At 74.2% G+C, this 13,514-nt stretch carries 11 protein-coding genes and 2 riboswitches; of the genes, 7 read left to right on the top strand and 4 right to left on the bottom strand.

Features of this window, described 5'->3' with window-relative positions; translation table 11 throughout:
• The first annotated feature begins 148 nt into the window (after positions 1–148).
• The 4 genes from OCS65_RS08320 to OCS65_RS08305 all read left to right on the top strand — a co-directional run bounded on the left by OCS65_RS08320 (position 149) and on the right by OCS65_RS08305 (position 3,204).
• Positions 149–469 carry a hypothetical protein gene (locus OCS65_RS08320; protein ID WP_029545390.1) on the top strand — a complete coding sequence of 107 codons (321 nt, stop codon included), beginning with the start codon at positions 149–151 and terminating at the stop codon, positions 467–469.
• Positions 470–557: 88 nt separating this feature from the next.
• Complete coding sequence (locus tag OCS65_RS08315) at positions 558–1,082, top strand: hypothetical protein (RefSeq protein ID WP_029545392.1); 525 nt, start codon at positions 558–560, stop codon at positions 1,080–1,082.
• Positions 1,083–1,214: 132 nt separating this feature from the next.
• Entirely contained in the window at positions 1,215–2,657 is a 1,443-nt protein-coding gene (locus OCS65_RS08310; RefSeq protein ID WP_102800155.1) for a PepSY-associated TM helix domain-containing protein, read from the top strand.
• Positions 2,658–2,691: 34 nt separating this feature from the next.
• Positions 2,692–3,204 (top strand): Rv2732c family membrane protein, encoded by a 513-nt coding sequence (locus OCS65_RS08305; RefSeq protein WP_006945430.1) that lies wholly within the window; start codon positions 2,692–2,694, stop codon positions 3,202–3,204.
• Positions 3,205–3,337: 133 nt separating this feature from the next.
• On the opposite strand, the gene cobF is transcribed toward OCS65_RS08305, so the two are convergent.
• Both cobF and cobN read right to left on the bottom strand, forming a co-directional pair.
• Complete coding sequence (gene cobF / locus OCS65_RS08300) at positions 3,338–4,111, bottom strand: precorrin-6A synthase (deacetylating) (RefSeq protein WP_006945429.1); 774 nt, start codon at positions 4,109–4,111, stop codon at positions 3,338–3,340.
• Positions 4,108–7,716, bottom strand: a complete 3,609-nt coding sequence (gene cobN / locus OCS65_RS08295; RefSeq protein WP_263509394.1) for a cobaltochelatase subunit CobN — start codon at positions 7,714–7,716, stop codon at positions 4,108–4,110. Before cobN ends, cobF begins: the two co-directional genes overlap by 4 nt.
• Before the next feature lie 73 nt (positions 7,717–7,789).
• A riboswitch (cobalamin riboswitch) is annotated at positions 7,790–7,983 on the bottom strand.
• 37 nt (positions 7,984–8,020) lie between these two features.
• Here cobN and OCS65_RS08290 point away from each other — a divergent pair.
• The 3 genes from OCS65_RS08290 to OCS65_RS08280 are packed head-to-tail and all read left to right on the top strand — an operon-like array spanning position 8,021 to position 11,252.
• On the top strand, positions 8,021–9,079 hold the full coding sequence (locus OCS65_RS08290; RefSeq protein ID WP_065922249.1) for a cobalamin biosynthesis protein CobG: 1,059 nt from the start codon (positions 8,021–8,023) through the stop codon (positions 9,077–9,079).
• Entirely contained in the window at positions 9,076–9,726 is a 651-nt protein-coding gene (locus OCS65_RS08285) for a precorrin-8X methylmutase (protein ID WP_006945411.1), read from the top strand. The genes OCS65_RS08290 and OCS65_RS08285 overlap by 4 nt, the downstream gene beginning before the upstream one ends.
• Positions 9,723–11,252, top strand: coding sequence for a precorrin-2 C(20)-methyltransferase (locus OCS65_RS08280; protein WP_065922248.1), 1,530 nt, complete (start codon positions 9,723–9,725; stop codon positions 11,250–11,252). Before OCS65_RS08285 ends, OCS65_RS08280 begins: the two co-directional genes overlap by 4 nt.
• A gap of 54 nt (positions 11,253–11,306) precedes the next feature.
• Here OCS65_RS08280 and OCS65_RS08275 read toward each other — a convergent pair whose 3' ends face one another.
• Positions 11,307–12,071, bottom strand: coding sequence for a cobalt-precorrin-4/precorrin-4 C(11)-methyltransferase (locus OCS65_RS08275; RefSeq protein ID WP_251549564.1), 765 nt, complete (start codon positions 12,069–12,071; stop codon positions 11,307–11,309).
• Positions 12,068–13,270, bottom strand: coding sequence for a precorrin-6y C5,15-methyltransferase (decarboxylating) subunit CbiE (gene cbiE / locus OCS65_RS08270; protein WP_168579963.1), 1,203 nt, complete (start codon positions 13,268–13,270; stop codon positions 12,068–12,070). Before cbiE ends, OCS65_RS08275 begins: the two co-directional genes overlap by 4 nt.
• Positions 13,271–13,309: 39 nt before the next feature.
• Positions 13,310–13,501, top strand: a riboswitch (cobalamin riboswitch).
• Positions 13,502–13,514 lie beyond the last annotated feature (13 nt).

Here is a 13,514-nt window from a genome sequence, read left to right as displayed (position 1 = left end):
GACCCGGGAGCGGGTACACGGGGGACACGGTCGGCGAATCCGAGCGCCGCAGCGCTCTCCCGGCCCGACTTCTGGAAAGGATGCGGCTGTGACGGAACACGAGAACGAGTTTCGGAGAAGCGACGAGACCCGGGCGGGTGCCGATCCGGTGCACGGCAGGCAGACGTACAACAGGGATCTGACGACCGACAGCGACTTCCCGGCCGACGACGCCCGCACGATGCGCAGCCACGCCGGCGAGGCCCTGACCGACTCCAAGGGCTGGCCCGGCTACTTCTTCCTGGGCCTCGGGCTGCTCCTGCTCGGGCTGACGCTGGTGGCCGCCGGGTACGGATTCGAGGGCTGGGCGTGGATCGCCGGCCCGGCATGCATCGTGTCCTTCGCGGTGGGCGCCGTGCTGGTCATGCTGGAGCGCAAGCGGGTCCGCGACGTCGAGGGAACGAGCCTGCGCGAGCCGCGCGGTCACTGACGCCCACCGGCCCGCCCGGCCCGGGGTGCTGCGGCTGCGCACCCCGGGCCGGCCCGGTCCGTCGTCACGACGGGTAGTGTGCCCAACCGTGAATCCACGCCCGCAGACGTCCGCGCCGATGCGTGGCGCGTTCGTGGGTTCGACCTCCGCCGCGGTCTCCGTCGCGGCCCACGGCCTGGCGGGCGGCGAAATTCCGTCCCAGTCGTCGGTGGTGCTGCTGATCGCCGCCTGCGCCGCGTTCGGCGCCGCGGTGTCCGCCATCCGGCCGTCCCGGCTGCTGCCCGCCCTGGTGCTCACCCTGGGGGCGGGACAGATCGTCGGTCATACCGTCCTCACCCTCACCGCCGAGCACGCCCACGGCCCCGGGCTCTCGCCCGCGATGCTCGGCGCCCACGCCGCGGCCCTCGTCGTCTCCGCCGCCCTGATCCGGGCGGCCGAGCAGGGCTGTGCCGCGGCGCTCGGCGTGTTGCGGCGCATCGTCGCCGCGGTGCTCACCCCGCCCCCGGCGCATGCGCCGCTGTGGGTGGCCACGCCGTCGCACCGGGCACGTCTCGTGCTGCGGGTGCTCGTTTCCGCGCAGGCCGGCACCCGGGGTCCGCCCCGCACCGCCTGACCCGATCCCGTTCCGCCGTGGCCCGTACGCCGCGGCGGCCTTCCCCGTGTGCCGACGCCCGGCGCGGTGCGCCGCCCCTCGATACGGCGCTGCGCGCTGCCGTCGCCACCGACGATCGAAACGAGCATTCGCATGTCCACGACCGACCTCGGGACGGATCGTCCCGTCCCACCCCGTTCCGGCCCGGACCGTTCCGCGGCGCCCGCGCTGCGCCCGCTGATGCTGCGGCTGCACTTCTACGCCGGCATCCTCGTCGCCCCGTTCATCCTGATCGCCGCGGTCAGCGGCGGCCTCTACGCCCTGGCCCCGACGATCGAGCAGCTCGTCTACCGCGACCAGCTGCACACCGACGCCACCGGTCCGGCCGTGCCGGTGGCGGAGCAGATCCGGGTGGCCGCCGGACAGCGCCCCGATCTCACCGTCACCGCGGTGCGGCCGGCCGCGGCCCCCGGCGAGACCACCCGGGTCCTGTTCGCCGACCCGAGCCTCGGCGAGTCGCAGCGGCTCGCCGTCTTCGTCGACCCGGTCACCGCGCGGCCGCTCGGTGAGCTGGCCGTCTACGGCAGCAGCAGCGCGCTGCCGGTCCGGACCTGGATCTCGCAGCTGCACCGGCACCTGCATCTCGGCGAGCCCGGCCGCCTCTACAGCGAGCTGGCCGCGTCCTGGATGTGGGTGATCGCGCTCGGCGGCGTGTACCTGTGGGTGCGCCGCTACCGCACGGTGCGTGCCCGCCACGCCCAGGCACGCCTGCTCACCGTCGACCGCACCGCCACCGGCCGGTCCCGCACCCTCGGCTGGCACGGCGTGGTGGGCGTGTGGATCGCGGTGGGCCTGGTGTTCCTGTCCGCGACCGGCCTGACCTGGTCCCGGTTCGCCGGCGACAACATCGCCGAGCTGCGGGCCGCGCTGCACTGGAAGACGCCGACCGTCGACGCGACCCTGACCGGGGGCGGCGCCGCGGCCGCGACGGGCCACGAGGGGCACGGCGGCCACGCCGGGCACGCCGCCGACCCGGGACTGCTCGACGCGAACATCGCCCGGATCGACTCGGTGCTGGACACGGCCGCCGCCGCGGGACTGACCGGGGTCGTCGAGGCCTCGATCCCGGCGCGCCCCGGCACCGCGTTCACCGTCGCCGAAACCCGCCAGCCCTGGGTGTACGGCATCGACTCGGTCGCCGTCGACGGCGCGACCGGCGAGGTCGTCGACGTGTCGCGGTTCGCGGACTGGCCGCTCGCCGCGCAGCTGACGTGGTGGTCGATCACTCTCCACATGGGCATCATGTTCGGGCTCGTCACGCAGGTCGCCCTGGCGCTGCTGGCGGTGGCGTTGATCACGGTCGTGCTGCGCGGCTACGTGATGTGGTGGCGGCGACGGCCCACGCGAGGGTCGGCGTGGGCCGTCGGCCGGGCCCCGGCACGCGGCGCGCTGCGCCGCATCGGCGCAGGTCCGGCGGTCGCGATCGGCGTCGCGGCCGCGGTCGTGGGCTGGTTCGCCCCGGTGCTCGGGCTGAGCCTGCTGGCGTTCCTCGTCGTCGACACCGCCGTCGGGTGGCGCATGCGGGGGCGCGCATAATGGTCCCTCGTGTGCCGATCGACGAGGAGTGCCGGTGAGCGACGATCTGTCCGCGTACCGTAAGGAGTTCGCCCGCATCGAACGAAAGGTCGCCGGCGAGTTCGACGCCGGCCGGCGGCACCGTGTCCTCGTCGCCTGCATCGTCGCGGTGGTGCTGGGTCTGCTTCTGCCGCAGTCGGATACGGAATGGTCGTGGACGGTGCTCGGCACGTGGTTCGGGCACGACGCCACGACGACGGTGCCGATGCGGATCTTCGTGAGCCTCGCCCTGGTGTTCGGCGTGGTGTCGTCCACCGCGGCGCTGTGCACGCACCGCTGGCGGCTCGCGTCGGCGTCGATGCTCGGCTCCGGACTGGCGTCCCTGTTCGGGCTGCTCGGCTACTGGTCGCAGAACGGCATGCCGGTCGAGACCCCGCACGCCCCCGGCGCCGGGATGGTGCTGTCCTGGCTCGGCATGGTGGCGCTGACCTCGCAGTGGCTGCCCGTCGTGCTCAGCCGCTCCCCCACGGACCGGCACCCGCATCCGGTGACCACGCCCGTGCTCTGACGGGGCATCCGCGCGCCGTTCCTCGGCGCGCGGATGTCCCGTGTGCACGGATCCCCTGCGCGCCGGGGGGGACGCGGCGTACATTTCCCCGCCGAATCGGCCGCACCGGGTCGGCGCATTCCTCGGCGTGCGGTCAGGAGACGACGCCGTCGCCGTCCGCGCGACGTAGCAGGTAGGTGTCCATCACCCAGCCGCGCGCGGCCTTCGCGCGGGCGCGGGCCCGCTCGATGTCCGGCAGCACCTCCCGCAGCGGGCCGGCGACGAGTTCCTCGTCGGACGTGCCGAGGTCGGCGCCCCACCAGATGCGCCAATCACCTTCGAGCCGGGCGCATTCCAGCGCACCGTCGAGCATGACGACGAGGTTGTCACCGCCGGCCGCCACCTCCTGCGCGAGCCGGCGGCCCGTGGTGACGACGATCGGGCCGCCGATCCGGTTGAGCACCAGCCGGTGCCGCGCCGCGAGCAGCGACACGCTGCTCACCCCGGGGATCACGTCGTAGTCGACGTCGAGCACGCCCCGGTCACGGATGCGCTCGACGACGCGAATCGTGCTGTCGTACAGGCTCGGATCGCCCCACACGAGGAATCCGGCGGTCTCGTGCTCGGCGACCTGCTCGCGCAGCACCGTCTCGTACGCGGCGGCCCGGGCGGCGTGCCAGTCCCGCACCTCGGTGCCGTAGGCGGACGGCGCGCGGTCCCGCGGCGGGTCCGGCACCGGGATCGTCCGGTAGTCGCCGGCGATGTGGCGACGGCAGATCTCCTCCCGCACGGCGACGAGGTCGTCGACGCCGCGCTGCTTGTCGGCGACGAGGAAGACGTCGACGTCGTTCAGCGCCCGGACCGCGGCCACGGTGAGGTCGTCGGGCCCGCCCGGCCCGATCCCGATCAGCCGCAGCCGCCTCCTCACGCGCGGTCCTCGAGGTCGCCCTCCACATCGAGGTAGGCCTGCTGCAGTTCCGCGAGCGTCGCCGGATCCGGTTCGGCCCACAGGCCGCGGTCGGCGGCCTCGGTGAGCCGTTCGACGATGCCGCGCAGCGCCCACGGGTTGGCCTCGCGCAGGAACCGCTGGTTCTCGGAGTCGAGGGCGTAGGTGCGGGCGAGGGTTTCGTACATCCAGTCGGCGACGACCCCGGCGGTGGCGTCGTAGCCGAACAGGTAGTCGACGGTGGCGGCGAGCTCGAACGCGCCCTTGTAGCCGTGCCGGCGCATCGCCGCGAGCCAGCGCGGGTTGACGACCCGGGCCCGGAACACACGGGCGGTCTCCTCCGCCAGCGAGCGGGTGCGGACCTGGTCGGGGGTGGTCGAGTCGCCGATGTAGGCCTTCGGGTCGGCACCGGTGAGCGCCCGGACGGTGGCGACCATGCCGCCGTGGTACTGGAAGTAGTCGTCCGAGTCGGCGATGTCGTGCTCGCGGGTGTCGGTGTTCTTCGCCGCCACCGCGATCCTCCGGTAGTTGGCGCGCATGTCGTCCGCGGCCGGGACGCCGTGCAGGTGCCGCCCGTACGCGAAACCGCCCCACGCGGTGTACACCTCGGCGAGATCGGCGTCGCTGCGCCAGTTTCCGGAGTCGATGAGCGGCAGGATGCCGGCGCCGTAGGAGCCGGGCCTGGACCCGAAGATGCGGCGCACCGCGCGCTCGGGGTCGCCGTGCTCGGCCTCGTCGCGGCGGGCGTGCGCGCGCACGTAGTTCAGCTCGTCGGGTTCGTCGAGGGCCGCGACGGTGCGGATCGCGTCGTCGAGCATCGCGACGACGTGCGGGAAGGCGTCGCGGAAGAACCCGGAGATGCGGACGGTGACGTCGATGCGCGGCCGGCCGAGCTCGTCGAGCGGGATCACAGTCAGCTCGCGCACCCGCCGGGACTCGGCGTCCCATTCCGGGCGCATGCCGATCAGGGCGAGGACCTCGGCGATGTCGTCGCCGGAGGTGCGCATCGCGGAGGTCCCCCACACCGACAGGCCGACCGAGGGCGGATAGCCGCCGGTGTCGTCGCGGTACCGGTCGAGCAGGTTGTTCGCGAGCGCCACGCCCGTGTCGTAGGCGAGCCGGCTCGGCACCGCCTTCGGGTCGACGGTGTAGAAGTTGCGGCCGGTGGGCAGCACGTTGACCAGGCCGCGCAGCGGCGATCCGGACGGGCCGGCGGGCACGTAGCCGCCGTCGAGGGCGTGCAGCACCGCGTCGAGCTCGTCGGTGGTGCGTGCCAGGCGCGGCACGACCTGCTCGGCGGCGAAGGCGAGCACCCGCTCGACCTCCGGGTCCGCCCCGCCCAGCACGGACTGCACGACCGTGGCGGCGCTGCCGGCCTGCCAGCCGGCGTCCTCCATGCCCTGCACCAGTGCCCGGGCCTGCGCCTCGACCGCGTCGGTCTCGGTGAGCGGCGCGTCCGGCTTCAGGCCGAGGGCGGTGCGCAGACCGGGCACGGCGTGGGCCCGCCCGCCCCACACCTGGGCGGCCCGCAGCACCGACAGCACCAGGTTCACGCGGGCCTCGCCGACGGGTGCCGTGCCGAGCACGTGCAGGCCGTCGCGGATCTGCGCGTCCTTCACCTCGCACAGCCAGCCGTCGACGTGCAGCAGGAAGTCGTCGAACTCGGCGTCGTGCGGGCGGTCCTCGAGCCCGAGGTCGTGGTCGAGCTTGGCGGCCTGGATCAGCGTCCAGATCTGGGCGCGGATCGCCGGCAGCTTGGCCGGGTCCATCGCCGCGATGTTCGAGTACTCGTCGAGCAACTGCTCGAGACGGGCGATGTCGCCGTACGACTCGGCGCGCGCCATCGGCGGGATGAGGTGGTCGACGATGGTGGCGTGGGCGCGGCGCTTCGCCTGGGCCCCCTCCCCCGGGTCGTTGACCAGGAACGGATAGATCAGCGGGAGATTGCCGATGGCGGCGTCGGTCGCGCAGGCCGCGGACAGGCCGGCGTTCTTGCCGGGCAGCCACTCCATCGAGCCGTGCTTGCCGAGGTGGACGACGGCGTCGGCGCCGAAGCCGTTCTCCACCCACCGGTACGCGGCGAGGTAGTGGTGCGACGGCGCCATGTCCGGATCGTGGTAGATCGCCACGGGGTTCTCCCCGAACCCCCGGGGCGGCTGGATCATCAGCACCACGTTGCCGGCCTGCAGGGTGGCCAGGACGATCTCGCCCTCGGGAGCGGACTGCCGGTCCACGAACAGCTCGCCGGGAGCCGCGCCCCACGCCTCGGTCATCGCGTCGGTCAGTTCCGCGGGCAGGTCCGCCGTCCACTCGCGGTACTGCGCCGCGCTCACCCGGACCGGGTTGCCCGCCATCTGCTCGGCGCTGAGCCATTCCTCGTCCTGCCCGCCCGCGGCGATCAGGGCATGGATCAGCGCGTTGCCCGCCTCGGCGTCGTCCGCGGTGTCGAGGCCCGGGAAGCCGTCACCGAGGTCGTAGCCGCGCTCCCGCAGCGCGCGCAGCAGCCGGATCGCGGACACCGGGGTGTCCAGGCCGACCGCGTTGCCGACCCGGGAGTGCTTCGTCGGATACGCCGAGAGCATGATCGCCAGGCGCCGCCGTGCGGGCGGGATGCGCCGCAGGCGGGCGTGCGCGACGGCGATGCCGGCGACGCGGCGGCAGCGTTCGGGGTCGGTGACGTAGCGGGGCAGGCCGTCGGCGCCGAATTCCTTGAACGAGAACGGCACGGTGATGATGCGGCCGTCGAACTCGGGGACGGCGATCTGCGTCGCGGAATCGAGCGGGGAGACACCCTCGTCGGAGTCGGCCCACGCGTCGCGTCCCCAGGTCAGGCACAGCGCCTGCAGGATCGGGACATCCAGGGCGGCGAGCGCTTCGACGTCCCAGGCATCGTCGTCGCCGCCGGCGGAGACGGTGGCGGGGCGGGTGCCGCCGGCGGCGAGGACCGTGACGATCAGGGCGTCGAGGGTGCCGAGCTCGGCCAGCAGGTCCGCGGGGGCACCGCGCAGCGTGGAGCAGAAGATCGGCACGGCCACGGCGCGGCCGGTGGCGTCGACCGCCTGCGCGAGATCGCGGACGAAACGGGTGTTTCCGCTGGTCTCGTGGGCGCGGTAGTAGAGGATGCCCACCCGCGGCAGGCCGGGATCGGTCGCGGCGGGCGCGTGGCAGCCCCACGCGGGCAGCGCGGCCGGCGGCTCGAAGCCCTCGCCGGTGAGCAGGACGGTGTCGGACAGGAAGGCATGCAGCTGGGCGAGGTTCGCGGGCCCGCCCTGCGCGAGGTAGGCGTGCGCCTCGGTGGCGATGCCGACGGGGACGGTCGAGTGGCTCATCAGCTCGGCGTCGGGCAGCTGCTCGCCGCCGAGCACGACGACGGGTGCGCCGTGCGCCAGGACCGCGTCGATACCGTTCTGCCAGGACCGGACGGAGCCCAGGATGCGGACGATCACCAGGTCGGCGCCGTCGAGGAGGCGGGGAAGCTCGGTCCCGACGTCGAGGCGCGACGGGTTGCCCAGCGCGTACTCGGCGTCCGAGCTCAGCGCCGACAGCAGGTCGGTGTCCGACGTGGACAGCAGCGCGAGCCGCGTCACGACCGGGCCCCGCGCAGTTCCCGATCGCCCCTGCGCAGCACGAAATCAGCCATGTTCAGTCTCCAAACCCTCGTGGACTTCCCGCGCCGTGGCCGGTCTCCTGGCTGACGGATCATCGCTGCCGCGCCGACCTTCCCGGACTTCCGTCCAGTGGTCTCCGGACCGGCGGACCGGTCCGGACGAGGGCGAGCACCTACCCGCTCACAGTGGCGAGGGCCGCGCCGGTCTCACACCGGCTTCCCGAGCACCACGGCAGGTGGAGCGTAACGCACCGCTTCCTCGTCGTGTGCAACCATGTGCCCCCATGGCCGACCTTCCCCCGGACCGGTGCCCCGGTCTGCTGCGCCCCCACCTCGCCGCCGACGGCGCGCTGGTGCGGCTGCGCGCGCCCGGCGGCAGGCTCCCGGACGGTGGACTGCGGGCGCTGTCGGCGGCGTCGACCGCCTTCGCGGACGGCGATATCCACCTCACCTCGCGCGGAAACCTGCAGCTCAGGGGCGTCACGGTGGACGAGTGCGGCGGTGTGCCGGCCGGCCTCGTCGACGCGGTGGCGGCGGCCGGGTTCCTGCCGGCACCGTCGCACGAACGGGTCCGCAACGTCGTCGCCTCGCCGCTGTCCGGGATCGTCGGAGGACGCGCCGACCTCCGTCCGCTGATCGGCGCGCTCGACGCCGCCCTGTGCGCCGAACCCGTGCTCGCGCAGCTGCCGGGCCGGTTCCTGTTCGGCCTCGACGACGGTCGCGGCGACGTCGCGGCCCTGCGCTGCGACCTCGCCGCGGTGGCCGCCGACTCGGGGTCGTTCGAGATCGCGATCGGCCGGCTCTGCGGTCCGGTGGTCCCGGCCGACCGGGTCGTCGACACGCTGATCGACCTGGCGCGACGGTTCGCGGCGGTGCGCGGCACCCGCTGGCACGTGCACCAGCTGCCCGAGGCGGGGGCCGAGCTCGGGGGCGGCGCGCCGCTGCCGCCGGCCGCCCGGTACACGATGCCGTACGGCCCCCTGCCGGGAGCGGTCTCGGCGCTGGTCCCGCTGGGCATCCTCTCGCCGGCGATGGTGGCGGCGCTGCCCGAGTCGGAGGTGATCGTCACGCCGTGGCGCGGCCTCGTCCTCGCCGGCGAACCCGATCCGCAGCCGCTGCGCGACGCCGGGTTCGTGCTCGACGGTGCGTCGCCGTGGACCCGCACCACCGCGTGCGCCGGCGCGCCGGGGTGTAGCCTCGCCGAGGGCGACACCCGTTCCGCGGCCCGGCGTGCCGTCGCCGGCGCGCCCCCGGCCGGGCACCTCCACGTCGTGGGATGCGAACGATCCTGTGGCGCCCCGAATTTCCCACATACCCTCCTGTTCGCGAGGACCCGCCCATGACGCCCACTCCCCCACCCCGGCGCTACGACTACGTCACCGACGGCGCCGACATCTACGTCCGGTCGTTCGCGACGATCCGTGCCGAGACGGACCTGTCCGCGATCCCCGCCGACGCCGAGAAGGTGGCGGTGCGGATGGTGCACGCGTGCGGCCAGACCGACCTGACCCGCGACCTCGCGATCCATCCGGACCTGGTGTCGGCGGCGCGCGGGGCGCTGCGGGCGGGCGCGCCGATCCTCACCGACGCCCACATGGTCGCGTCCGGGGTGACGCGCACGCGGCTACCCGCGGACAACGAGGTGCTGTGCCTTCTGCGCGACCCGCGGGTGCCGGACCTCGCGGCGGCGTGGGGCACCACCCGCTCGGCCGCGGCGGTCTCGCTGTGGGAGGACCGGCTCGACGGCGCGGTCGTCGCGATCGGCAACGCCCCCACCGCGCTGTTCCACCTGCTCGAGCTGATCGACGCCGGCGGCCCCCGGCCCGCCGCGATCGTCGGGGTGCCGGTCGGGTTCATCGGCGCCGCCGAGTCCAAGGAGGCGCTCGCCGCGCATCCGCTGCAGCTCCCCTACCTGGTGGTGCGGGGGCGCCGCGGGGGTTCGGCGATGGCGTCGTCCGCGATCAATGCCCTGGCCCAGGAGGCGGAGTGAACGACACCGGACGGTTCTACGGCGTGGGGCTCGGCCCCGGCGATCCCGAGCTGATCACCCGCAAGGCGGCTCGGCTGATCGAGCAGGCCGACGTGATCGCCTACCACTCGGGCACCCACGGCCGCTCCATCGCGAGGGGCATTGCGGCCGAGCTGATCCGGGAGGGGGTGATCGAGGAGGCGTTGATCTACCCGGTCACCACCGGCACCACCGACCATCCCGGCGGCTACGACGGCGCCATCGCCGACTTCTACGACGAGTGCGCGGCGCGCCTGGCCGCCCACCTCGACGCCGGCCGCACCGTCGTCGTGCTGTGCGAGGGCGATCCGCTGTTCTACGGCTCCTACATGTATCTGCACGACCGGCTCGCGGATCGCTATGCGACCGAGGTGGTTCCGGGCGTGACGTCGGTGTCCGCGGCCGCCGCGGCCGCGGCGGAACCGCTGGTGCGGCGCACCGACGTGCTCACGGTGCTGCCCGGCACGCTGCCCGAGCCGGAGCTGGCGCGCCGTCTCGCCGACACGGACGGCGCCGCGATCATGAAGCTGGGCCGTACCTTCCCCGCGGTCCGCAGCGCGCTCGCCCAGGCGGGCCGGCTCGACGACGCGGTGTACGTCGAGCGCGCGTCGATGGGCGGGCAGCGCATCGTCCCCGTCGCCGAGGTCGACGCCGACGCGGTGCCGTACTTCTCGGTGATCCTCACCCCCGGCGACCGGGCGCCGCGCAACCGGGACATCACCGACCGGTCCCGGCCCGTCGTCGCCGATGCTCCCGAGGCGGTCGCTGCCCGGGAGCTCCTCGTCGTCGGTCTCGGCCCCGCGGACGAGAAGTGGCTCACCCCCGAGGCCGCCGCCGCGCTGGCGTCCGCCGACCACATCGTCGGCTACGGGCCCTACGTCGACCGCGTGCCGGTCCGCCCGGGCCAGCGGCGGCACGCGAGCGGGAACACCGTCGAGGTGGACCGGGCCCGGTTCGCGCTCGAGCTGGCGCTGTCCGGAGAACGGGTGGCCGTCGTCTCGGGCGGCGACGCCGGGGTGTTCGGGATGGCGTCGGCCGTGTTCGAGGCCGCGCAGGATCCGCGGTTCGCCGAGCTGCCGGTGCGCGTGCTACCCGGGGTGTCGGCGATCCAGGCGGTGGCCGCGCGGGCGGGCGCCCCGATCGGCGGGGACTTCGCCGTGATGAGCCTGTCCGACCGGCTCAAGCCGTGGGAGGTGATCGAGCGGCGGCTCGCGGCCGTCGCGCAGGCGGACCTGGTGCTGGGTCTGTACAACCCGGCGTCGCGGTCGCGGACCACGCAGGTCGCGCAGGCCCAGGCCGTGCTGCTGCGGCACCGGCCGGCCGACACCGTCGTCGTAGTCGGCCGCGACGTCGGCCGCTCCGGCGAGTCGCTCGAGGTGACCACGCTCGAGAAGCTCGACCCGGCCACGATCGACATGAAGTGCCTGCTCATCGTGGGATCGTCCGGGACCACGGTCACCGACGCCGGCGCGGTGTGGACGGCGCGGTCAGTACGCACCGACTCCTGACATCCGTGCGCTGACCCGGAATCCGCGCCCGCCGCGGCGGGCGCGGATTCCGGGTCAGCGCGTGAATTCCGTGCGATCCCGCGCCGGGTCGTAGAGATGCGAGCACGCGACGTCCGGCTGCGCCCGCACGCCCAGGGCCCGGCCGACGACGATCACCGCGGTGTGCTTCAGTCCCGCCGCCTCGGCCCGGTCTGCGATGTCGGCGAGGGTGCCGCGCAGCACCAGCTCGTTCGGGCGGGACGCGAACGCCACCACCGCGGCCGGGCAGTCGGCGCCGTACTCGCCGCTCAGTTCCTCGGCGAGGGCGCGGATGCGGGTGATCGCCAGGTGCAGCACCAGGCTGGCGCGCAGTCCCGCGACGCGCGCCAGGGACTCGGTGTCGGGCATCGCCGTGGATCGTGCCCGGGTACGGGTGAGGACCACGGTCTGCACCAGTTCGGGCACGGTCAGCTCCGCGCCGAGGGTCGCGGCGGCGGCCGCGTAGGCCGGCACGCCAGGGGTCACGTCCCAGGGCACCCCGGCCGCGTCGAGCCGGCGCGTCTGCTCGGTCAGGGCCGAATACAGCGACGGGTCACCGGAACACAACCGGACGACGTCGAGGCCGCGCCGGTGCGCGTCCACCAGGTGCGCGGTGATCTCGTCGAGGTCCAGGTGCTGGGTGTCGACGAGTTCCGTGTCGGGCCGGCAGTGCGCGAGCACCTCGGCGTCGAGGTAGGTGCCGGCATAGAGCACCACCGGTGCCTTGCTCAGCAGCCGCGCCGCCCGCAGCGTCAGCAGGTCGGCCGCACCCGGCCCGGATCCCACGAAGTGCACTGTCATTTCTCGCCTTTCGTCACCTGCCACTGCACCACCGGGCGCAGCGCCTGCCAGCCACTGAACCCGCCGAGGGGTGCGGCCTGCTCCACGGTCAGCCGGGTCAGCTCCCCGCCGTGGGTCTTCCACCACTGCACCAGCGTCGCCTCGGTCTCGAGCGTCACCGCGTGCGCGACCAGCCGCCCTCCCGGACGCAGTTCCTCCCAGCACTTTTCGAGCACACCGGGAATCGATCCGCCGCCGCCGACGAAGACGGCGTCGGGGGTGTCGAGGCCGTCGAGCGCCGCCGGGGCGGGGCCGCGCACCACCGCGACCGACGGGACGCCGAGCCGCGCGGCGTTGCGCACGATCCGCTCCGCACGCCCCTCGTCGCGCTCGATCGCGACGGCGCGGCAGCGCGGATCGGTGCGCGCCCATTCGATCCCCACCGAACCGGCGCCGGCGCCGACGTCCCACAGCAACTGCCCCGGCCGGGGCGCGAGCGCGCACACCGCGGCGAGCCGGATCGGGCGCTTGGAGATCTGCCCGTCGTGCTCGAACGCGTCGTCGGGCAGGCCCGGCGCGGTGGAATAGCCCTCCGCGCCCCGGCATTCGACGCAGACAACGTTGAGGGCGGGGGCGTCGCCGGACCACTCGTCGGCGGTGGCGCTGCGGCGGGCCTCGGCGGGGGCACCGAGGTCGGAGAGCACCGTCAGCACACTCGCCCCGAAGCCGTCGCGGCGCAGCAGGTCCGCGACCTGCGCGGGCGTGCCGCCGTCGGAGGAGAGCACGATCAGCCGCCGGCCCCGCCCGAATGCGCGGCGGACGGCGTGCACGTCGCGGCCCACCAGCGTCACCACGTCCACCGACTCGGCGCTCCACCCCATCCGCGCGCGGGCCAGGGCCACCGACGACACCGCGGGCAGCACCGTCACCGCGGCAGCGCCGAGGTGGGCGATCAGCGTGGAGCCGATGCCGGAGACGAGGGGGTCACCCGAGGCGACCGCGACGATCCGCCGGTCACGATGGCGCTCGAGCAGCGCGCCGAGCCCGTCGCGCAGCGGGGAGGGCCACGGCTCCCGGACGGCGCCGGTCTCGGGCAGCAGCGCCAGGTGACGGCGCCCGCCCAGCAGGACCTGCGCGCCGAGCACCGCGTCGCGAGCGGGCGGCGGCAGGCCGTCCCAGCCGTCGGCGCCCATGCCGACGACGGTGATCTGTGAACCCATGGCGTCGAACCCTAGCCGGTGCGGTTAGACTCGGCGGCGGCAAGACAATCGAGGTGCCCCTCACGGGGATAATCGGGAAGCCGGTGCGAATCCGGCACAGGCCCGCTGCGGTGACCCGGGAGCTGTCGATCACGCGCAACACGCGCAGCCACTGGACCGACCGGTCCGGGAAGGCGATCGCACGGCGTTCGACCGGGAAGTCCGAATACCGGCCTCGATTTCAGCTGCCGAGAAGACATCCCAG

The organism is Rhodococcus aetherivorans (genome assembly GCF_025722975.1).
GTDB classification, from domain to species: Bacteria; Actinomycetota; Actinomycetes; order Mycobacteriales; family Mycobacteriaceae; genus Rhodococcus; species Rhodococcus aetherivorans.
This window is presented reverse-complemented; position numbering and strand designations above follow the sequence as displayed.